Annotated in this window: 20 protein-coding genes; 6 read left to right on the top strand and 14 right to left on the bottom strand. The window is 45.7% G+C overall.

The window, feature by feature from the left end; translation table 11 throughout:
- Window positions 1-46: 46 nt before the first annotated feature.
- From CA267_RS17705 to lipA, 4 genes are all read left to right on the top strand, one after another.
- A complete protein-coding gene (locus tag CA267_RS17705) occupies window positions 47-1195 on the top strand; it encodes a serine hydrolase (protein WP_408609425.1) in 1149 nt (382 codons plus the stop codon).
- 95 nt (window positions 1196-1290) lie between these two features.
- A complete protein-coding gene (gene ybeD, locus CA267_RS17700) occupies window positions 1291-1554 on the top strand; it encodes a DUF493 family protein YbeD (RefSeq protein ID WP_075609557.1) in 264 nt (87 codons plus the stop codon).
- Entirely contained in the window at window positions 1555-2211 is a 657-nt protein-coding gene (gene lipB / locus CA267_RS17695) for a lipoyl(octanoyl) transferase LipB (RefSeq protein WP_075609558.1), read from the top strand.
- Complete coding sequence (gene lipA / locus CA267_RS17690) at window positions 2204-3166, top strand: lipoyl synthase (RefSeq protein ID WP_075609559.1); 963 nt, start codon at window positions 2204-2206, stop codon at window positions 3164-3166. The genes lipB and lipA overlap by 8 nt, the downstream gene beginning before the upstream one ends.
- Before the next feature lie 127 nt (window positions 3167-3293).
- On the opposite strand, the gene CA267_RS17685 is transcribed toward lipA, so the two are convergent.
- The 3 genes from CA267_RS17685 to CA267_RS17675 are packed head-to-tail and all read right to left on the bottom strand — an operon-like array spanning window position 3294 to window position 6045.
- Window positions 3294-5018 carry a GGDEF domain-containing protein gene (locus CA267_RS17685; RefSeq protein ID WP_075609560.1) on the bottom strand — a complete coding sequence of 575 codons (1725 nt, stop codon included), beginning with the start codon at window positions 5016-5018 and terminating at the stop codon, window positions 3294-3296.
- Window positions 5019-5045: 27 nt separating this feature from the next.
- Window positions 5046-5249: a hypothetical protein gene (locus CA267_RS17680; RefSeq protein ID WP_075609561.1), complete on the bottom strand. Its 204-nt coding sequence runs from the start codon at window positions 5247-5249 to the stop codon at window positions 5046-5048.
- Between the two features lies 1 nt (window position 5250).
- Window positions 5251-6045 carry an SAM-dependent methyltransferase gene (locus CA267_RS17675; protein WP_075609562.1) on the bottom strand — a complete coding sequence of 265 codons (795 nt, stop codon included), beginning with the start codon at window positions 6043-6045 and terminating at the stop codon, window positions 5251-5253.
- A gap of 583 nt (window positions 6046-6628) precedes the next feature.
- Here CA267_RS17675 and ansA point away from each other — a divergent pair.
- Both ansA and CA267_RS17665 read left to right on the top strand, forming a co-directional pair.
- Complete coding sequence (gene ansA, locus CA267_RS17670; protein WP_075609563.1) at window positions 6629-7636, top strand: asparaginase; 1008 nt, start codon at window positions 6629-6631, stop codon at window positions 7634-7636.
- Between the two features lie 9 nt (window positions 7637-7645).
- On the top strand, window positions 7646-8482 hold the full coding sequence (locus tag CA267_RS17665; protein WP_075609564.1) for a DUF2797 domain-containing protein: 837 nt from the start codon (window positions 7646-7648) through the stop codon (window positions 8480-8482).
- Window positions 8483-8801: 319 nt separating this feature from the next.
- Here the strand turns inward: CA267_RS17665 and CA267_RS17660 are convergent, their stop codons facing one another.
- From CA267_RS17660 to glgX, 11 genes are all read right to left on the bottom strand, one after another.
- On the bottom strand, window positions 8802-9020 hold the full coding sequence (locus CA267_RS17660; RefSeq protein ID WP_075609565.1) for a hypothetical protein: 219 nt from the start codon (window positions 9018-9020) through the stop codon (window positions 8802-8804).
- Entirely contained in the window at window positions 9014-11836 is a 2823-nt protein-coding gene (locus tag CA267_RS17655) for a DUF349 domain-containing protein (protein ID WP_075609566.1), read from the bottom strand. Before CA267_RS17655 ends, CA267_RS17660 begins: the two co-directional genes overlap by 7 nt.
- A complete protein-coding gene (locus tag CA267_RS17650; protein ID WP_075609567.1) occupies window positions 11826-12116 on the bottom strand; it encodes a YeaC family protein in 291 nt (96 codons plus the stop codon). The genes CA267_RS17655 and CA267_RS17650 overlap by 11 nt, the downstream gene beginning before the upstream one ends.
- Window positions 12113-12442: a zinc ribbon domain-containing protein gene (locus tag CA267_RS17645; RefSeq protein ID WP_075609568.1), complete on the bottom strand. Its 330-nt coding sequence runs from the start codon at window positions 12440-12442 to the stop codon at window positions 12113-12115. The genes CA267_RS17650 and CA267_RS17645 overlap by 4 nt, the downstream gene beginning before the upstream one ends.
- A gap of 162 nt (window positions 12443-12604) precedes the next feature.
- Window positions 12605-14263, bottom strand: a complete 1659-nt coding sequence (locus CA267_RS17640; protein ID WP_075609569.1) for an alanine/glycine:cation symporter family protein — start codon at window positions 14261-14263, stop codon at window positions 12605-12607.
- A gap of 56 nt (window positions 14264-14319) precedes the next feature.
- Window positions 14320-15447 carry a M14 family metallopeptidase gene (locus CA267_RS17635; protein WP_075609570.1) on the bottom strand — a complete coding sequence of 376 codons (1128 nt, stop codon included), beginning with the start codon at window positions 15445-15447 and terminating at the stop codon, window positions 14320-14322.
- 96 nt (window positions 15448-15543) lie between these two features.
- Complete coding sequence (locus CA267_RS17630) at window positions 15544-16092, bottom strand: TlpA family protein disulfide reductase (protein ID WP_139316246.1); 549 nt, start codon at window positions 16090-16092, stop codon at window positions 15544-15546.
- A gap of 139 nt (window positions 16093-16231) precedes the next feature.
- A complete protein-coding gene (locus CA267_RS17625) occupies window positions 16232-17677 on the bottom strand; it encodes a glyceraldehyde-3-phosphate dehydrogenase (RefSeq protein WP_075609572.1) in 1446 nt (481 codons plus the stop codon).
- A 785-nt stretch (window positions 17678-18462) separates the two neighbouring features.
- Complete coding sequence (gene msrB / locus CA267_RS17620) at window positions 18463-18864, bottom strand: peptide-methionine (R)-S-oxide reductase MsrB (RefSeq protein ID WP_075609573.1); 402 nt, start codon at window positions 18862-18864, stop codon at window positions 18463-18465.
- Window positions 18865-18885: 21 nt separating this feature from the next.
- Window positions 18886-20436, bottom strand: coding sequence for an NADP-dependent phosphogluconate dehydrogenase (gndA, locus tag CA267_RS17615; RefSeq protein ID WP_075609574.1), 1551 nt, complete (start codon window positions 20434-20436; stop codon window positions 18886-18888).
- Window positions 20437-20578: 142 nt separating this feature from the next.
- Window positions 20579-22669, bottom strand: coding sequence for a glycogen debranching protein GlgX (gene glgX / locus CA267_RS17610; RefSeq protein WP_075609575.1), 2091 nt, complete (start codon window positions 22667-22669; stop codon window positions 20579-20581).
- Window positions 22670-22676: the final 7 nt, after the last annotated feature.

Genomic DNA, 22676 nt, shown 5'->3' with positions numbered 1-22676 from the left:
CATGTATAATAATATTAATCGCGCTAAATCGTCTGCAATCTCTAAAATGGTGGCAGCCTGTATACTGTTGTTAACCTTCTTTGCTTCTTTTGCTTACAGCGCTACGGTTATTCCGCCGGCGCCGAGTGTCGCAGCGGAAGGTTTTGTATTAATGGATTATGAGACAGGACATATCATTGCCGAAAAAAATGCTGACATGCAGCTTGATCCCGCCAGCTTAACCAAAATGATGACCGCTTATGCTATTGGTAAGGAATTGGAAGCTGGCAATATCAGTATGGACGATATTGTTACCGTTTCGGAGAACGCGTGGGCGAAGAAATTTCCTGACTCGTCTAAAATGTTTATCGAAGTTGGCACTCAGGTATCTGTCGCAGATTTAATGCGAGGAATTATCGTGCAGTCAGGTAATGACGCGTGCGTCGCAATGGCAGAGCATGTAGCAGGGTCGGAAAGTGCCTTTGCAAGTATGATGAATGCCCATGCACAAGCATTGGGAATGTCTTCTTCGCATTTTGTCAATAGCCATGGCTTACATGACCCTGAACACTTCACTACTCCGCGGGATATGGCCACGCTTTCTCGCGCTATAGTGGCAGAAACACCTGAAATCTATGCTATCTACAGTGAAAAAGAGTTTACCTATAACGGTATTAAGCAATACAACCGAAACAGCCTGCTATGGGATCAAAGCCTGAATGTTGATGGCATAAAAACCGGCCACACGTCGGATGCAGGTTACAGCTTAATTACCTCTGCCGAACAAGGCGGAATGCGGTTAATTTCTGTGGTAATGGGAACCGAAAGCGAGCGCGCACGCAAAGAAGAAAATAAGAAACTGTTACGTTACGGTTTTCGTTTTTATGAAACGATTACTCCTTATAAAGCCGGAGAAAGTTTTGTCTCCCATCGTATATTTATGGGCGACAGAGAGACTGTAGACCTTGGAATTAACCAATCTACCCCCATTACCATTCCACGCGGTCAGGCTGAAAATCTTGAAGCCAATTTTGAACTGAATAAAAAACTTGAAGCGCCGCTGGCAAAAGGCCAAGTGGTAGGTAAACTTTATATTCAGTTAGATGGTGAAGACGTAGCTGAATACCCTTTAGTGACTTTGCAGGAAGTGAACGAAGGTGGTTTTATAGACCGTATGATGGATTACGTGATGCTGAAATTAGGTTTGGACGAATAACCCTCCTAATCAACGCATTCCACTAGTTCAAAGACGGCCAGATTTGCTATAATCCGGCCGTTTTTGTTTTTATAGATTGCAGTCAAGGATATCTCATGGATACCCATTTCGATGAACTACTCGATTTTCCGACCTATCAGACATTTAAAGTAATGGGAGTTGCCCACGAAGACCTGCCAGCTCAGGTAATTGCGTGTTTACAGCAACATGCCCCCGGCGACTATTCGCCCACGGTAAAACCCAGTAGTAAGGGTAACTATCACTCTCTTTCTATTAGCGTTCGCGTAACCAGTAAAGAGCATATGGAAACCTTGTACACCGAACTGGCAGATTTAGAGCTTGTGCGGGTTGTTTTATAGGTGAACGATAATACTGATTCGGTCATTGTCCGGCAGCTGAACCTACGCCAGTATTTGCCGGTGTGGCAGACCATGCAAACTTTCACTGACACTCGCAACAGCGATGCGGCAGATGAAATTTGGCTGGTAGAGCATGAGCCGGTTTTTACTCAAGGCCAGGCAGGCAAAGCCGAGCACATTCTACTGCCGGGAAATATTCCGGTTGTAAACGTGGATCGCGGCGGGCAGGTAACGTATCACGGGCCGGGGCAGCAAGTGGTTTATCTGATGCTGGATGTTAAACGGCGGAAGTTAGGTGTACGACATCTGGTGAACGCCATGGAAAACGCGGTTATTCAGTTACTGGCAGATTTTGATATTACAGCCTACGCCAAGAAGGATGCACCTGGCGTTTATGTCGAAGAGATGAAAATCTGCTCGTTAGGTTTGCGTATCAGGCGCGGTTGTTCATTCCATGGACTGGCGTTGAATGTTAATATGGACTTGGCACCTTTTACCCGAATCAATCCCTGTGGATACGCAGGAATGGAAATGACTGATACTCGACGGCTCGGCGGTCCTGCCACAGTTGCGGAAGCTGGCCCGGCTCTTGTACAAAAATTACTGGATCAATTACAGATTCAGCATATACAACGCAAAGAAGGTTTTGATGAGTAATGCACGTCCACAAGCCGGAGTAAAACTCCGCGACGATGAAAAAGTGAAACATATTCCGGTGACGATTATTCCCTCCGAGAAAGAAGAAATGTTGCGCAAACCTGAATGGATAAAAATCAAACTTCCGCGCACCACCGACCGAATAGATCACATAAAACAAACGCTTCGTAAAAACAATCTGCACTCAGTATGTGAAGAAGCCAGTTGCCCTAATCTTGCAGAATGTTTCAATCATGGCACGGCGACATTTATGATTTTGGGAGACATCTGCACACGGCGTTGTCCTTTTTGCGATGTCGCCCACGGCAAGCCCCTCCCTCCGAGTGCCGAAGAACCAGAAAAACTGGCAAAAACAATTGCAGAAATGAACCTGCGTTACGTGGTAATAACGTCTGTAGATAGAGATGATTTGCGCGACGGCGGCGCACAACACTTTGTTGATTGTATTAATGCCATCCGCGAGCATAGCCCCACTACAACTATTGAAGTGTTGGTACCAGACTTTCGCGGCCGTATGGATCGCGCCCTTGATATCTTTCAGCACGGCGTACCTGATGTTTTTAATCATAACCTGGAAACTATTCCAAGATTGTATCGGGAGTGCCGTCCGGGAGCGAATTACCAATGGTCTCTTGATCTATTGAAAAAGTTTAAAGAGCAACATCCTCACATCCCTACCAAATCTGGTTTAATGATGGGAATGGGCGAAGAAAGTGAAGAAATTCAAGGCGTGCTTCGCGATTTACGTGCGCATAATGTGGATATGTTAACGTTGGGGCAGTATTTACAGCCAAGCCGTCACCATTTTCCTGTGAAAAAATACGTTCACCCACAAGAATTTGATGCGTTGGGAGATTATGCTAAAAGTATCGGTTTTTCTCATGCAGCCTGTGGTCCCATGGTACGGTCCAGCTATCACGCAGATCGTCAGGCCGCTGGTCATGAAGTGAAATAAAAAATTGTTTGCCCTTTCTTTTGAAGGGGCAATACCCATTCACGTAATCACAACACAGTTCATTGAACGTAAATTATAAGACTTATCTCTTTTCGATTAGGTTCAGCCCCAAAATTACAACTCATGCTTAGGTACCGGAGTACAAATGTTGATCGTATTCGTATACCTGATTGCGGCCATATTTTTTGGATTGATATAACGCCAGGTCAGCAGCCGAGAAAAGATTATCCAAATTGTATCCTACCTGACGGGTATCACTCACGCCAAAGCTCGCCGATACCGAAAATGAATGTCCCGACACTGATGAATCAATCATTTCGATAGCTTCACGACACTGTTCGGCAAATACTAAACCTTCTTTAACATCTGCATCCGTAATTAACATGCCAAATTCTTCTCCGCCCATACGACCCAAAGTACAGTTTTTATCCGAAACAGTGTTTATCGCGTTTACCACCTCCCGTAGTACCCAATCCCCCACCTGATGACCGTAGTTATCATTGACCCGTTTAAAGTAATCCAAGTCTAGAAGTAGCATACATACCGGACTCCCCTGGCGGGAGGCGGTCTTCAAAACTTTTGTCGCTATGTCGGAGAAATAACCCCGATTAGCACATCCCGTTAATGAGTCTGTGGTGGCAAGCACTTTAAGCCTGTGTTGGATTTTACGGCTACGGTATGTCCAGCAGAGTAAACCGATAACCGTTATTGAGGTGAACACCAGCGCAAGTAGTGCGCTTTCGATCTGCTGTCTTCTAAGATCCGATTCAGTGCCAAGGAGCTTGTTCTTTTTGTCGAGAAGCGCAATCTCGTTTTCCTTCGCTTTCAAATCGTATTTGGCCTGCTGTAACGCCAATGCTTTTACGACGCGTTCACTGTGCAACGTTTCTTTTAGGGAGTTCTGCTTTTCCAGTAACGTTAAGGCACGTTCATACTCACCTTTCTGTTTGGCCACTTCAACCAGAACCTTATAAGCTTCAATTTTTGGAGGTAAAAATTGGCCCGCTTTGTCCAAACTGATAACGGCAAAAGATGTTTTTCTTGCCATGTCCAATTCATTCATAGCCAGGTGAAACTTAGATTCTGCTGCAAAGAAGCTTGACTGAAGAAAGGCGACGTCAAGCGCTTCAACCTGACTTTGCGTATCTTCAAATATCATTCTGGCCTTGTTGATATTGCCGTTCTGGACATAAAATGAAAACAAGTGAACATAGTTAGAAGCAACGTAGTAAGGTTGTTCAGCTGCTTCACAAATGGTAATAGCGCGGGAAAATTGCTTTTCTGAAGTGTTAGACTCCCTCACTACGATTTCATTTTGCATCGTGAGCGCGAAGCAGCGCTGCTCAACGGTGATGTCAGGACTCGCCAAAATCTTTTCAGCATAAGTCAGTGCCATTCTGGCTTGCTCAGTACTGTTATAAAAAATGAGTAAGCCCTTGTAGGCATCAATTAACACTTTAGTATCCGCAATATGCGCCAACATTGCGTCTAACTGTTCGGCCAGCTCTACACTTACTCCCCATTGTTCGGAATAGGATGCTATACCCAGCATTGAGGTGAGTATTCGCACCTTCAAAGGTGACGACGCCGGCACCTCATCCAATAATTCTCTATATAGTGAAAGCGTACGCTGTAGGTCACCTTCAAACGTACTGAAGTAGGCTTCTAGATATCGATAATGAAGTTTTTCTTGAGGAGAAAGGCCTTGCCTTTCAATCTGCATGAAAAGCGTCAGCGCCTTTTGTGTATCAGACAACCGTAGCTTGTCAGATTGCTCGAGTAAACTGGCACCTGAGGCAAACGTAACCTGCAACCATACAACACACAAAAGCCCGATCAGGTATTTTGGCAAAACCTATTCCTCAAAACGACTGGTTCCCTAGCGAGGATCTTTTTCAGGATGATCGTCGGGCATTGGTGCGGGATCATTTGGATCGGTAGGTTCTACTATCGCCATAATGGCATTGATATCAGCTGCAGAGGCTTTAAGCTCCGCAATTTCCTGCTGTTGCGCAACGGTTAAATTCTCATATGATGCATTAACGTCTTGTGCAAGTTGTTCCAGAACTATAATGGGACCCATACTATTTTCCTTCCAGTTTATGAAGTTGTTCCAGTTGCGCAAGTATAGCCGTATTTTTAGAAAGTTTTTGTGCAGGAGGAACAACAAGTGTGGTTATCGGCTGCAATTGTGCATCAGCCAGTTTGTTTAACGGTACCCAATCTATTCTTACCTTATCGGTAATTAAGGTCGGACACTCATATAAAGCTACCAAATGGTCGGCAGGATAGGTTTGTAAAAGAAGATCTACCAGAATCTGGCGCTCCCCTCGGCTACTTATCCGTTTTGAAATTGTCAGATCACCCGCTAAGGCTACCTGCCATAAAATAAGATAGGCAGTAGGGTCGAAACGGCGATGATAGAACATAAATTGACTGGTTTCGAAGTGCTGACACCCAAAGGCCCCAGGATCAATTCCCATGTCTGCGTAAAGACAATCTTCGGCTGATATTCCAGGTTCCATGTGCGCGGAAAATCCTTCTTCCCGAGCCTTCGCTATAGCGTGATGTGGTACCTGCGCAAACACTCCGGGATGCCCGTAAAACGCACCGACTACCCGTTTTCCCTGTCGAACTTCAGCCATTATCCGAACCAGCATTTCGCGATAGGTGATTCTGCGATCTTTGTGTTCCGCGTACAGGTGCTGGAGTGACCGTACGTCTGGATTCATCGTTTCGATCCAGCTCTCCATAAGCGGATGACAACTGGTAAACACTACTTCTGCGTTCTCAATGTGACTGCGACAGCGTACAGACATATGAGCACCGAGGGTCATACCTGGGCCCACGCATACCAAACTTCCTTTATTGTTTTGCATAAGGTGCTACGAATTGTTTCAACCGCTGTATTTGAACTAATTATGCTGCTTTCCTATTTTGACGCAAGGAAAAACCTAATGCTTGCCATGTAAGTTTTATACCTATATATAATTATTCATACCCAATTGATTGTGGAGGCGTCCCGGGTTCTACTGAGATAAGTGTAATGAATTTTTTCTTTCACCCTGTTAATTGGTGAATCAGCGCTTGATGTTCTTTGCGGTTATGGCTTGGGGTAGCCCGAGGCGGAATCGTGAACATTCTTCAAATAAAAAGTGAAAGTTTGTTAGCAAAACTTCTGGAGCATGGATGCTCCAGCAGAGCCATCAGGGAGAATCTGCGGCGTTTCGGCTAAGAAACTTTTACCTATTTTTCTCAGCTGATGGTTTTTCGCTCACTCACGCGGTTGCTCTGAGGCGCAGCCTCTTCAATCAGCACTTCTTCGTCGCTCCCGTATACATCGAATTCTCTTATTCGTGCTAGCAGCCATATTGCTTTTACGCTGTCCCTTAATCAGTGGTGCTTTAGATAGATGACATTCATACCCACCTTGTTACAATAAGCGCAAAAATCGGAATGCTTATGCGCAAACACATTTATATCGCCTATACAGGCGGCACTATTGGAATGAAGCCGTCCTCTCATGGCTACGTGCCAGCCGCAGGATTTTTAAGCCAAACACTCTCTGCCATGCCCGAATTTCACCGTCCGGAAATGCCATTGTTTACGTTGCAGGAGTACGGAAATTTAATTGATTCGTCTGATATGAATCCCTCTGATTGGCAACGAATTGCCGATGATATCGCGATTAACTACGACCGCTATGACGGGTTTATTATCCTACACGGTACGGATACCATGGCTTATACGGCCTCGGCGTTGAGTTTTATGCTGGAAAATCTTTGCAAACCGGTGATTGTAACAGGCTCACAAATTCCGTTGGCAGAGCTTCGATCCGATGGTCAGGTAAATCTGCTAAATGCGCTGTATATCGCTGCAAATTATCCCATTGCTGAAGTTGGGTTGTTCTTTAACAACAAACTTTTTCGCGGGAATCGTAGCCGTAAAGTGGATGCAGATGGCTTCAACGCGTTTGATTCACCCAACTTTCCGCCACTACTCGAAGCAGGCATTAGTATTCGGTTGAAAGCGGGAAAACTCGCAGAATCTACTTCCATCCCTATGAAGGTTAGTCCTGTGACTGCACAGCCGATTGGATTGATCAGCCTGTATCCGGGCATTGCTTCAGAAGTCATTAAAAATACTCTGCAGCAGCCTGTTAACGCGTTAATTCTACTTAGCTATGGTGTGGGCAACGCGCCACAACAACCTAAGTTGCTTAAACAGCTAGCCTACGCTCAAGAGCGTGAGATCGTGGTACTCAACTGTACTCAGTGCATGCGTGGACGTGTTAATATGGAAGGATATGCCACCGGACAAAGTCTTAGAGAAGTCGGTGTGCTGTCAGGCAGCGATATGACCCCGGAAGCCGCCCTCGCCAAATTACATTATCTACTGAGTAAATCTCTTACATTTTCACAATTAAAAGATCAACTAGCGGCGAACCTTCGCGGAGAGCTCAGCGACTAAAGGAGCAACATGCAGTATTATTCAGGTACTATACGTAAAATGCGAGTAAGTACCGATTCCAGCAATCAGGTAAAGTATCATCTTCCAGTAGGTGAGGAACTATTAGATGTAAACGCGCTTATCGGTCAAACTATTACAGCAGAATATCGCGGCACAATTAAATGCTTGAATTGTGAGAGAAAAACCAGGAAGAGCTTTAATCAAGGTTACTGCTATCGCTGTCTGATCACGCTGGCTCAATGCGATAGCTGCATTATCAGCCCAGAAAAATGTCACTACGACCAAGGCACATGCCGCGAGCCGCAATGGGGTGAGGCGCATTGTTTGAGCGATCATTTTGTATATATCGCCAACACTGGCTCACTTAAAGTAGGAATTACGCGTCACATCGGCGAAGGAATTTCATCTCGATGGATTGATCAGGGGGCGACACAGGCAACAGTTGTGATGAGAGTGCCAGACAGACTTACCAGCGGCCTGGTCGAGACGCTATGTAAAAGTCATATTGCCGACAAAACAAATTGGCGGAAGATGTTAACAGGCGAGCCTGAGAAACAAGACCTGATCCACACCAAAAATACAATTCTGGAAAAAATCTCCGCCCCTTTACAAGCACTTCAAGAAGAAAAAGGCCTGCAGGCAATCGCCGAAGTGAAAGATGTGGTACATGATATTCATTATCCTGTCACTACTTACCCTCAAAAAGTAAAATCCATTAATCTGGATAAAACTCCGCAGTTTTCCGGCGCGCTACTAGGGATAAAAGGACAGTACTGGATGTTGGACGGTGATCGCGTCATCAATATGCGCAAATATTCAGGATACGAAATCGAGATCGCAGTGTAATACTAATCGACGTTGATGTGCGCTCACTCAGCGCGAATATTTTTTAACTTTTGACAAGCCAGTTTCATGAAGGTTTAGTGGGGCTAAAGCGAACGCAGCTGGCGCCGTTCAAAGGCTGAAAAAGACGCCGCTGTACTTCAGTCGAGTATTTTTTCAAGTAGCTGAACCGACAACCATTAGCCGCTTTAAGCCAGTTTGAAAAGCGGTATGACTTTGGCTTACTTACAATTTAAAGAGCAATGCTGTGCTTCACTTAAGTGTCTGGGCAAGGACCCTTTCCACCCTTGCTGAGAGAGCAATTATTACTGCTGATATACCGTTACCGTACTTCTTCGCCTTCCAGCTCCCGGGCTAAATCGTCAAGTTCAGAGGCGGTGCTGTCAAAGGTACCCTCTGCATACTGATACTTCACTAATACATGACGATTATTTCGCCCATACTTAACGATAAGCTGCTCAGCGTTAAAATGGCTTGCCGTATTTAAGAAACGATAAGCCATTTTTTCAGAGGCAAAGCGATATTGAGTTTGAACTACCATCCCTGCTCTCCTTTTTCTTGTACCACCAATTCCTGATAAGCTGTTACTGCTAAGCGAAAGCGTTCAAGCAAAGGTTTTTCATCTGCTTTGACTGGACCATGAGACAACCACGCTTCTATAACATCCTCAGCACGAGTGCTCTCACCTTTTTCCAACTTAGCCGTCATCAACGCTAACTGAACATCCTGACGTTGCGACGCAGCACTTTGTGGTGAAACCACGCCCAAAGTCACCTCCAACATGGTAGTTAACCAGGCGCGGTTGTGCGAAGGCGTATTCTGCATCAGAAATGCCTGCTGCCATCGTTTGTCGAGGCGCTGATAACAATCTTGCGGAATTTGCTCTGCCGCATTCTGTGGCTGCTGCCAGTGTTCCAGCGCCTCCAGTAGCGCATCCAGGCGTGCAAATTTTTGCTCTAACTCTTGCTCCTGCCTTACGGCCTCGATTTGCTGAGAAACCTGACGCAGTTGCGCGTTCAACTGATAGCTGACCTTCCCGGAATGTTCTCTGGCTTGAGCTTCCAATTGCGCTAATTGCGCTTCGCTTTCGCTTACTGGTTGCGTTGGTAGCTTTCCTTTTAACAAATCCACCTTTTCAGCCAATGATGCGACAGAATCGGATATCGCATTATTCTTTGCTTGCCGCTCTTGTTTAAGCTTAGTAAACAGAGCGTCGTTAAGCTCTTTAAACGCCCGCCACAGCTTAGCTTCATGGCGCCGCCCTGCAGAAGCAACGTCCTTCCATGCTTCCTGATATAAACGCGCCTGTTCACCGGCATGATCAAGGCTGTTGCTTTCGAGCAACACTTTAACCTTCTCTATCAACGCCTGTTTTTTCTGCTTATTTTGTTGATGCCACGCTGCAATACGATCTGCGTGAGGAGCCAACGCGGATTCCCAACGCTTACGTAACTTTTCATAAGTTTGCCGGTCAACCTGCCCTGCACTGCGCCACTGTTTTTTAGCACTTTCCAGTGATCGGTGTAGCTCTGCTTCAGAAGAGTCCTCGGCCAAGGATTCAAGATATTCAATTAACGCTATTCGCTGAGTTTTAGCCTGCTCACGAAGTTCGTCTTGTTTAGCAAAATACTCGCGACAGGGAACAAATGCCTTTTCTAGATTTTCATCAAACTGAAGATTGAGTTTTTCATCTCCATCGTCGCCGGTACTTCCCAGCGATTGCCATTGTTGGCGTAGTAACTTTATATTTTCCGCTCGCGCATGAACATCTTCAGGCACAGCGTCAGCAAGAGCTTCAGCCTGAGCGAGAAGCGCAGGCTTACGCGGTTTGGCAATATAGTTTTGCCAACCTTCCAACCTTTCGATTTGTTCTTTAGTTTGCTCAAAACGCCGGGAAAGCGAACTTTGTGCTGATGCGGGTAAAGCGGCAAAATTTTCTGCCAGTTGATTAAACTTACCCATAGCTACACGAAAACGGCCATTGTCAATCAAGTTGTTTATGATACTTAGCTGTTTGCGGCAGATTCTCAGGTCTTGCTCTTGCTCCGCCTGCTGCTCCTTTACAACACTTTGCCAGGAACTCTGGATTTCTCGCCATTCATTTTGCCATTGTTCAGGCAGGTGGAGCAGCACGCTACACGTCTCTTTCCATCTTGTTTCCAAGGCACGCCACTGCTGCCAGTCATCCTCAGACGCTTGCGCGGCTTGCGGCAATTCTTTTGCGGTATCTAAAATCTGTTTTAATCGAATGCCGGCTTGCTGTTGCGCAGAAAAATTATCCATCTTTCCTAGCAAGGAGGCTACGACCTCAGACAGTTTCACGATTTCAGCACGATCGACATCAGATGCAGAAATCCCAGATAGGGCCCTTTCGAAGTTACGAACACTGGCGTTTGCTGTTTCAACATCAGCAATGGTAGCGTCGCTCAGTCTTTCATTAAACAAGCAATTTACGTTATCTTGTGCCGCCGCCCTAGCTTCTTGCGCTTCCTGCAAACGCTGCTGGGCTACACGTTTTGCTTCTTCAGCTTCCCAACGGGGACGCAAACGTTCGCTATGGCGTTCAATTGCTGCTGAAATCCGGCGATATTTGTCACGAAAATTGTCGGCAACAAGGTTATCAAGAAAACTAAAATCCTCTGCTAATTGCTGATAATCCTGCGTCAATTGCGCGTGCCGGCTTTTAACTTCAGGAAAATTCATTTTTTCCGTTAACGCCTGCATCTTTGACAATACTAAGGTAGTGTCTCGTTCAACAATCTGCGGCTTTTGCACAAGCGCCTGAAGATGCGCGATACGCTGTTCAATTAACGCTATAACGTTAGAATCTTGCTCTTTTCGCTGCAGCTTTTGCAGAAAATCAATATCATCAACAGTGGCGATTATCCTCTGCTTTAACCCAGCACTGGCATAGGTTAGAAAATATTGCTGCAAAAAATCACTTTTGTTGATTTTGTTCAGCAATTGCATGACAAGATCGGCGTCATCATGCAGCGCTTCCTTTTGCATTAGTACTTTTCGCAACATTCCTGGAGAAGCTGACTGTAAAAGGTAGTTTCGTTTTTCCTGAAGAGATAGTCTCGAATTTTCTTCGAGAATAGCAGATTCTACATGTTGCTCTGCCCGCTTCTTTACAATTGGATCACGGGCGATTTGTGACATTTTTTGCCACAACGCAAATGAATTCAGTTTATCCAATGCCGCAAGCGTAACCTCGGTGCTATCATCATTAAAAGCCAACTCGTGTAAAACCGATTTATCTGCGGGCTTTTCAGGAGACAGCTTCGCAATAGCCTGAAGACGAACTTTGGGATTGGCACTGGTGTGCGATGGTGAAAATATACGACTAAATATCATCCTGCTTAAACCGGGCTATTGTGTTTTCATCACCATCTTGGGCTAACGCGTCTTTAAATTCACGTTTACTTTTATGCACAATTTCACCGCGTTCGTTAACGGTCATGTGTTCAGATGATTTTTCCACTTTTGACTGATACAACAAAACCGCCTGCATCGAACTGGCACGCTGCGCTTCTGATAAAGGCGTGCCATCAGGCCATTTTCCAGTTTCTACAGCTTGACGCAGACGGTCGTAGACCTCCGGCGTCATACCTGCAAGTAATCTTTCTATGCTCATGAAGAAAATCGTTTAATTATGAGTATTCTTACGCGATTCACAACATACCATATAAAACCCACCACCGAGGCAAGAATAGCTAAATTATGTTGTAAATCTCCAGGTTTGGTGCCGCCCCAGTACATAAATCCGAAACCTGCGATGAACAACAACATTGCGATCATCGACTGGTTCTGAATGCTGTGCAGCTTTTTGTAACGCTGCATTTGCTGCTTACGCAAGATATCTTCAGAAGAGGCATCGCCTACTGCAAAATTACAGTGCGGGCAAACTGCGGCTTTATCAGAAATCTTTTTGTTGCACGAGGGACAATCAATCAATGCCATTAAATGCTCCTGTATATTTTAACTCTCTGCGTTAAACGGGCACAATGTTTAAGCCAGAGCTATTATACGTTCAATAACTAAGAATACACGCCAGAACCGCCACTAAGGAAAAGCGTGATTAGATAAATTACCTCATAATCACGCTAACATCGAAGCCGTCGATTACTTGTTTACTTTACTCCAGTATTCGTTGACAGTTTGTTTCATTTCTTTGCTTAACATCATTATTCCAAAAAGATTGGGTAATGTCATGACGACGATAGCCACGGCGGAAAGCGCCCACACAAGCGTGGTATCTGAAAATGACGCCCAGATAAAACCAGCCACATAAATCACTCTGTAGGGCATCACCGAACGAGGCCCCAATAGATAAGTCATTGCCCGGTCGCCGTAGTAAGACCAAGCAATGGCCGTGGAGAAAGCAAACAACATTAACCCTATGGAAACAATATATTTGCCAAAATCACCAAAGAAGCCTCGGGTAAATGCAATGGTGGTCAGTGCTGCTGAATGAACCAGAGATTTACCGCTGATTTGAATATTTTCCTTAACCGGCTTACCTTCATTTATTTGCAACGTACCGGTGTAAGCTTCATCGCCTCCCACACTATAATTAACCTCTTCGGCAACAGAACGAGCGTTCAGAAGTGTAAACCCGCCGCTTACTGCCGTGCCGTTAACCACCGATACAGGGCCTGTATACGGAGCAATGGCAGCCCCGTCAACACCATTAATAAAACGGTAAAGCTTGTTGATATCCTCGGCATTTTTGTCGTCATATTGTCCAGCAACAAAGTACATGTCGGAACGATCAAACACGTTCTGGTGCTTTTCTTTCCATACGCCGGAAGATAAAATAACTAATCCGGTAATGGTACAAATAATAATCGTATCAATAAATGGCTCCAGTAGGGATACCATTCCTTCTGACGTGGGTTCTTTAGTCTTTGCTGCAGCGTGAGCAATAGGCGCTGAGCCCTGCCCGGCCTCATTGGAAAAGAGCCCACGATTTACGCCTCGATTGAAAGCATAAGCCAGTGACGCACCCAAGAAACCACCCGCAGCAGCTGAGCCACTAAAAGCATCACCAATTACAGCCATAAAGGCTGGACCGATGTTTTCCAGATTTGCAAAAATAACGGCCAGTGCACCTATTAGATAAATAACAGCCATAAGCGGAACCACCTTCGCCGTAACTGCTGCAATACGATGGATTCCGCCAAGAATAACCAGTGCTAGCAGAATACCCAGTACACTTCCTACAATGAGGGGATCAAAGCCAAAAGTGGCTTCAATGCTCTGCGCTATGCCGTTGCTCTGAGGCAAATTCCCGGTTCCGAAGGAACTGATTACGGTAGCAATTGCAAAGGCGATTGCCAACCATTTCATGTTCAGGCGCCGATCCATATAATACATAGGTCCGCCAGCCATGGTGCCATCTTCGGTTTGCACGCGATATTTGTGAGAGAGCGTTACTTCCACAAACTTGGTGGTCATTCCCAAAAACGCCGTTGCCCACATCCAAAATAAAGCCGCAGGACCGCCTAAAAATATGGCGAAAGCGACGCCACTTATATTTCCTGTGCCAACGGTCCCGGAAAGCGCGGTAGTTAAGGCGCGAAAGTGGGTGGTATCGCCAGGATCGCTGTCGCTATCATACTTTCCTGTCACCACCAGCCACGCATGCTTGAAAAAACGTATCTGCGGAAATTTCAGGTAAATAGTAAAAAAAAGACCAACACCTAGCAACACGAAGGGAAACCAATCCGCTCCCCCAAGCATGCCATCCAATGACACTAAAAAGTTGTACAAGCCTTCCAAAGTGTTCCCCTCAATTGATTGTTGTTTTTATTATGGCTTTATTAGCACATTTATTATTATCGCAACTGAGATGCGACTGCTCGCACCGCAATAAGTAAATCTTCCCCTAACTGTTTACAGCGCTGCACCGACCAGCCGTATACCGGGTCAGGTAAATCTTTATTATCTTTAAATGGCATTTCCAACGTGTACGCCAGACAATCAAACTTATTACCGACAGCATTAGAGGCAACGGTAAGGTTCGCTTTGCCAGGTTCATCTTTCGCGTATCCGTGAACATCCTGAAATTCAGGTGTTGCAGTAAGTAACGCATCTTTAAACTTGTTTTCCAATTCTTTGAGACGTTCTGAATAAGCGGGGATCCCCTCGCTACCCGCAACAAAGTTGTAAGGCAATGCTTCATCACCATGTAAATCGAGATACATATCTACCCCAACCGCGTTCATAGCTTCCAACACACACCAGACTTCAGGACTTTTTTCCTTAGAAGGTGCTGCCCATTCACGGTTTAAATTGGTACCCACCGCGTTGCAGCGCAGGTGCCCTCTGGCTCCACCATCAGGATTCATATTAGGTACAATATAAAATACCGCGTTTTCTAACACATGCCGCGATAGTCCATCCTGTTCATCAAGTAACCGATAAATTAACCCTTCAGCGCACCACTGCGCCATAGTCTCACCGGGATGTTGTCGGGCCGTCACCCATATCTTTTTCTTGCCGGGGTCTTCTTCACCAATTACCAGCATTGACATATCGCGACCATCGACAGTGAGGCCGAGCAGGCGGTGCTCACACAGCAACGACATCTGTGCATCATGTATTAAATCCAGGTGACGTTCGTAGCTATAAGGGATGAAGTAAGCGAAATAGACGGCGGGTTGCTCAGGAGTAAAGTCGAAAGAGAGATTGTCACCGTCAAATTGGCATTTAATACGAAACCAATCCTGGCGATTATAGGAAGCCAGGATGTCATAGTCTTTCCAGCCATTTGGATAAGCGGATTTTGCTAAGTTAGTGATGGCGATACGGTGAGTGGTAAACGCCTCGCTGAACAGACGAAAATGAAACCATTGATAAAATTCTGACTGATTGTCTTTCGGGATTGATAAAACGATATCATCTGGCGACTCTGCGCGAATAACTTCGATATTCCCGCTATCAAACTGACTTGAAATATGCATGCTACTGTCGACTCCGGTATTCATATAATCTTTTTTTGCGCAACAATTTAGCACAACGCGCCACTATATTACTATTAACGGTAACACAGATGCTGCTTATTCAACCTGCTCGGCTTCCTGTGCTGTCACCCAGGTGCGCATTTTAAGTCCGGCGGCCGAAGAGTAACCCATTGAACTGGCCTTTATTACAAACTTTTCATTTAACAGGTAATACGTTGGATACCCTTGCACTTTAAAAGTATCTTTTAAACCTTCATCTCCCAACAATATCGGACCTTCGATATCCGATAAAGCTTTGAAGGCTTTTACTTCGTTAACGTTTTTATAATCAAGGGCAATGCGGTAAACGTTAAATCTTTTGCTATCGACATATTCAAGATTACTGATGCTCGCTTTACATATTTCGCACCAGGGCGCAAAAAAGTATAGTAGCGTAGCCTTTCCTGAACCCGGACCCATTCGCTGACTTCCTCCATCGACTAAGGGGAGACTGAAAGGAGCAATGACTACGCTGCTGTCGGTATCTAACATATCTTTTGTCTGCCATTTCGAGGCAAAAAACATCAGCAACGCCAGTATGAGCCCATCCCTAACCCATCGGCCCCACCGTAGCGTACCTCGGCTCGTTTTATTTTTAGCGGTCACAATACCTTACCTCTGTGATCCTCAACAACTGTGAATGGCAATCCTGCGCCAGTCGCTACAGCCTACCCCAAATTACTATTTAAAGATAAAAAAAACCGGCAATGCAAGCAAAGCCGGTTGAAAAACGCCTGCCTTTGGATCAGGCAGGTAACGTTGGGAATAAAAGTCCTGCCATGTCGCGAATCACTCGCATTACCTGGCAACTATAGCCAAACTCATTGTCATACCACACGTACAACGTTAGCCGTTTGCCAGCGACAATGGTCGCTTGGGAATCAACAACTGCCGACGCTCGCGAGCCTACCATATCAGTAGAGACAATTTCCTTACTTGCGGTATAATCAATTTGATTTTGAAGTTTCGAAAATAAAGCCGTATTTCGTAAAAATTTGTTTACAGTTATGCGATCAGTGGCATTAGCTAAATTCAGATTAAGAATAGCCAGTGACACATTTGGGGTGGGTACCCTGATCGCATTTCCGGATAATTTGCCGGCTAACTTAGGATAGGCTTTCGCCACGGCTTTTGCTGCACCAGTTTCTGCAATTACCATATTTAAAGGGGCGCTTCGTCCACGACGATCCCCTTTATGGTAATTATCTATCAAATTTTGATCGTTAGTGTAGGAATGGATAGTTTCTACATGACCGTCTTCAATTCCATATTCTTCGTCCAACGCTTGCAGCACCGGCGTAATAGCATTGGTAGTACAACTTGCAGCAGAAAGGATGGTATCTTCGGGCATTACATCATAATGATTTACACCGTGAACAATATTTTTTATGTCGTCTTTTCCCGGTGCGGTCAACAATACTTTTGCCGCCCCTTTAGCGCTAAGGTGACGCTCTAGCCCTGTCCTGTCGCGCCAGACGCCGGTATTATCTACAACAATCGCGTCATTGATACCGTAAAGCGAATAGTCAATGTCGTCAGGGCTATCGGCATAAATAATTTGAATAAAAGCGCCGTTCGCTTTTAAAGCCTGCCGTTCTTGGTCGACGGTAATGCTGCCATTGAAAGGGCCGTGAACCGAGTCCCGGCGCAGTAAGCTTGCCCGTTTTTCGAGATCGCCGTCTTTACCGCCACGCACCACAATCGCTCGCAACCGCAGTTTGTTATTTTTGCCTTGGCGCTCAATAAGTAACCTCGCCAGTAAGCGCCCAATTCTGCCAAAACCGTACAGCACGATGTCTTGAGGCTGTTGATCGTCAGATTTATCAACAATGGTTGACAGTTGCTCACGTAAATAGGCTGATAAGTCTTGCTTTTCTAGAGCCGTACCATAAAAAAAATTAAACGCCAGTTTGCCAATATCTATTTGGGCAGGTGCTAATTTCATTTCGCTTAGCGCTAGCAATATGGGCCAGCTTTCCCGCAAGCGCAGCTTAATTCCTTCGTGCAAGCGGACTTTTCGATGCGCCTTAATTACATCAATGGCACTGGCATTGAGAAGTGACCGACCATAGACAGAAATTTCTACCGCATGATTGCGATATAGCTTACCGATAAGCGGCAACATCATTTCCGCATAATCTTGTCTTTCCTGCCAACTGCTTTGCAATTCCAGTTCGACCTGTTGATTCATTCCTTCGCCTTATCATACGTTTGTGCTGAAAAAGAGACCATGCCAGCTTCTTTTTTGAGGGTACAAAGGTGATTCTATTAGTCTGGCATGGACGAGGGGCATTCTAATTAAACTATTGAAGAACGCCAAATTGTTGATTAATTTCAGAAAAAGTCTATATAAACGTAGAGGCGGTAATTATTTAGTAATTTTTCTACAAAATTAAATGACACCAGATTTCGCGGTTATGAATCTGAGGTGTCCCATCGCAGCGCGATGCCAACGTTAACATCAGGCAGGCGTTGTGTTCAGAAGAAGGAATCGATGAGTGGTACGAGCCACTGTCATCGTCAGCGCCACTTAGCGCAATTTAAGTTAAGGAAATAAGAGACTAGAAGCCGGAAAACCGTCGTTTAAGAAGATGAAAAGCAGCACCAGGCGCCTTGTGTAAGGCGCTCACTTACCTGCCAAATGCCGCTGAACTGTTGTTAAGTGCGTTTATTAATGGCGGGTGAACGTTGCATCAATGGATGGGAAGTAATCGTCTGACAGCCTTAGCGTCTTCAAATATGCGCTAAAATCCAGCGACTCCGAGAAAATGAGAACTGGTGCTGTTCTGTAATTCTCTTTCATAAAAAAAATATATTTTTTTATAAAACTGTATAAGCAACAGTCAGCAGCGGATTCAATTGCCGTTCTAGAGAGGGTTTTGAATGGAGCGTAAGCTTAGCTAAAAAGCATTAATGTGCAGAAACCACCGGGTCAGGAGACAGCGAGACAAGGAATAATGCCTCGCCCCCCTACCATTAGCCTTTCACTATTTCCTTGTCATCAGATTCAAAAGTCAAGGAAACAGAGTTTACGCAATATCGTTGCCCCGTAGGTTCAGGTCCGTCGGGAAAGACATGGCCCAAATGTGCGTTGCACTGTTTACAGTAGATCTCAGTGCGATGCATACCATGACTAACATCTTCACGAAAACCGACGTTTTCACTGTCTGTCTGATCGTAAAAAGAAGGCCAACCACAACCGGCATCGAACTTGGTAGATGCTTCAAAAAGCACGGCACCACAACATTTACACAAATACTCACCGCTACGCGCTTCGTTCAGCAAAATACCCGTAAAAGGTCGCTCTGTTCCGGCCTGACGAGTAACCCGAAATTCTTCTTCTGTCAGCTTACTCTGCCAGTCGTCGTTGTTACTCATGACATCATCCCCTCAAGTCGATTAACGTTTAATAGCTACCTGTGGTCTGGCTGGATCACTCCATTCTAAATGGAACCGCTTGCTCGCGGGTTTATCTACCCGTTGATACGTATGTGCGCCAAAATAATCTCGCTGCCCTTGCAGCAGGTTAGCTGGCAACACTGCCGTGCGATAAGAATCATAGTAACTTAAGGCTGACATCATTGCCGGACAAGGTATTCCTGCCAGGCTGGCCTGCGAGATAGATTCACGCCAATCCAGCTGGTATTGCGTAATTTGATCAGCAAAGAATGGGTCCATGAGAAGGTTAGGCAGGCTCTCATTGTTCTCATAAGCCCGCGCAATAGACTGCAGAAACTCCGCACGAATGATGCAGCCGGCGCGCCATATCTTGGCTATATCTCCAAATTGCAAATCCCACCCGTGTTCTTTCGCCGCAAGACTCATCAGTTGAAAACCTTGAGCATACGCGCAGATTTTAGAGCAGTATAAAGCCTGTTCCAGCTTGTTTACTGCCGCTAATTTTTGTTCGTCGCTCAATACTGGCGCATTCGGCCCCTTTAATATTTTGCTGGCCTGAACCCGCTCATCTTTTAAGCTTGACAGACTTCTGGCAAATACTGCGGAAGTAATAGTTTGTGCAGGACTTCCCACTTGCAACGCGCTTACTGCTGTCCATAGCCCAGTACCTTTCTGGCCAGCTTGGTCTAGAATGACGTCGACGAGAGGCTGAGACGTCTCAGGATCCATTTGCTCAAGAACTTCGGCGCTGATTTCAATGAGATAACTATTCAACTTGCCTTCGTTCCAGCGGCGGAATACTTCGGCAATTTCTGCGGGCGCCATATGTAGCGCAGTGCGCATAGCCTGATAGGTTTCACAAATAAGCTGCATATCCGCGTACTCGATGCCGTTGTGAACCATTTTTACATAATGTCCCGCACCGTTGGGACCAATATAAGTCGCACAAGGTTCGCCGTCTAACACAGGCTTACCCGGAATAAGAGATTCGAGAGGCTTGCCAGTTTCAGGATCCACTTTGGCTGCAATCGCTTTTAGTACCGGCTCAATTCTGGTCCACGCGTAAGGATTACCTGAAGGCATAAGAGAAGGACCAAACCGCGCACCAACTTCCCCCCCAGAGACCGCGGTAGTAAAAAAGATAAACTTGCTTTTGTACTTCTCTTCCCGAGCTACAGAGTCTGTCCATAAGCTATTGCCGGTATCAACCACGATGTCATCAGCATGAACACCCGCATCAATCAGATGCTGGCACACATTATCGACCGGATCTCCCGCAGGCACGGAGAGGATAATTAGGCGCGGAGACTTTACCTTGTTGAGAAGTTCGGTATAAGAACTACACCCGGTGATTCGCGCCTCTGCATCCCCGCGTTCATCCGCATCTTTCGCTACAATGGCATCAACCTTAGATTGATCTAAGTCGAAACAGGCTACCCGGTAACCGTGATCTGCCAAGTTGAGCGTGAGATTTGCTCCCATTACACCCAACCCGATAAAACCAATGTTACAGTCCAATTCGTTCTTCTGCTTTCCATCTTCTTTTTGCATGGATTTTACCTTAAGTTTCGGATGAGTACGGATCTTACCATCCGTTCTGTATAAATACTGTTACGCGATACCCTTCTAAAACAAAAGCGCAGGTGTGATCCGCGTAACCTGGCTTTTACGAATGGCGTCCGGCCCAATCATGTCAGTTACTCTGCAATTCCGAGTAACTAAAAATCGCTAAGCTCCGCCCAGCCTGTAAAAATACGCGCTGAATACATATATTGGGTTGATCATTAATAGACGCATATCGTGTATCTAAGTGTAACGTCCAGCCACCATGGGGAGACAAACTGGGTAAATTAAACCGCACATCGTTATCGCTGGAATTAAAGCACATAAACCAGTGTTCCGGCGGTTCATTATCTTTCGATCGGCCTCGAATTTCCGCTCCAAAAGCTTGATTATCGGCGTCCTGCCAATCCTTCGAAACTTTACTGCTGCCATCAGGCTTAAACCATCGAATCGCAGCCACATTCGTTTCGCGCTGAAAATTATCGTCCTCCAGTAGCAGATGAGATAACAATTCGCTGCTTTGCCGTAACGCAACAACATAACTACAAAACGTAAGGAAATCTTGCTTTCGTTTATTCAACGTCCAGTCAAACCAGTTCATTTCATTGTCTTGGCAGTAGGCGTTGTTGTTACCCTTTTGGGTGCGACTTAGTTCATCTCCTCCAAGAATATGTGGTGTTCCTTGCGATAAAATCAAGGTAGTGAAGAGGTTCCTTTTTTGCCGTTCTCGCAAGGAGATGATCCCAGCATTCGTAGTGTCCCCTTCTTCACCATAATTGCAGGAAACATTATGGCCATGGCCGTCGCGATTATTCTCACCGTTTGCTTCGTTATGCCGCTGTTCGTAACTCACCAAATCTTGCAGTGTAAAACCATCGTGGTACGTAATGTTATTTACGGACGTGTTGATATGACGCTTATCTTTGTGAAAGACATCTCGGGATCCCATCAGACGTGTAGCAAATTCTGCTGTCATACCATGGTCGCCGCGCCAATATGCACGTACAGTATCGCGAAATTTATCATTTACTTCTAACCAGCTTGATGGAAAGTTTCCGAGCTGATAGCCGCCAGGGCCAATGTCCCAGGGTTCTGCGATCAAGATACTATTTTTCAACGCAGGATCTTGTCTGATAGCGCGTAGTAAACCGGCATTTTGTGAAAAATGCTGAGGATCCCGGCCCAGGCAAACTGCCAGATCGAAACGAAAGCCGTCTACGCCGATGACCTTTACCCAATACCGCAGCGCGTCTAAAATCAATGTCATCATCGTCGGCTGCGCTGAGTGAATCGTGTTGCCGCAACCTGAATGATTGCTAAATACCAACTCGCCGCTGGCAGTTTGCTCCATTAAGTAAGCCTGATAAGGACATAGCCCTTTATAGGAGAGGATTGGCCCGCCGTTGCCTCCCTCTGCGGTGTGATTGAAGACAACGTCAACAATCACTTCAAGCCCTTCTTGATGATATGCATCAACCATAGCTTTAATTTCAGCCAAAGCATCGGCTTTCGCATACCGAGGTTCCGGCGCAAAAAAATTGATGGGATTATATCCCCAATAATTTGTCAGCCCTTTTTCAGTAATATAAGGTTCAGGCATAAAAGAACACAGTGGCATAAATTGTACTGTGGTTGCGCCCAATGCTTTAATGTGACTGATGACGGCAGGATGGCATGCCCCCAAATATTTACCTTGATCCTCTTCAGGAACTAGAGGATGAAGCTTTGTTAAGCCTTTAACATGTGCCTCATAGATAATCCTTCGGTGACGGGGGAGTGCTGGCTTTTTAATCGTAGAAGGCGGATAGCGTGTACCGTCCACAACCATACTCTTAGGTACCATAAATTGTGAATCGTGCGCGTACTGCCGGGCGTTCCACTGAATGGGACGACTCAGCTTTTTTGCATAAGGATCAATAAGTAATTTGTCTGCCGGGGCGCTGTGCAGTTGGCCATCACCTCTGTCAACCCGATAACCATACAACTGTCCATCAGCGACATCTTCTACAAACCCATGCCAGATGTCGCCGGACTTCGCGGGTAAGAGTATTTCATTAACGGGTTCTTCGGTATCGCCATGATACAAGCAGAGTATAACTGCCCGTGCATCAGGACAGAAAACGGCGAAGTTACATCCCTCATCAGTGGGTGTAGCGCCCAGCGGCTGAGGATTACCCGCGCTAACAAGAACTTTTTGCGTTGAGTCTACCTGCGCGTCCACGCAATCT

This window comes from Alteromonas pelagimontana, from assembly GCF_002499975.2.
Lineage (GTDB): Bacteria > Pseudomonadota > Gammaproteobacteria > Enterobacterales > Alteromonadaceae > Alteromonas > Alteromonas pelagimontana.
Note: the sequence above shows the minus strand (reverse complement) of the source record. Positions and strands in the feature narration are given on the sequence as shown.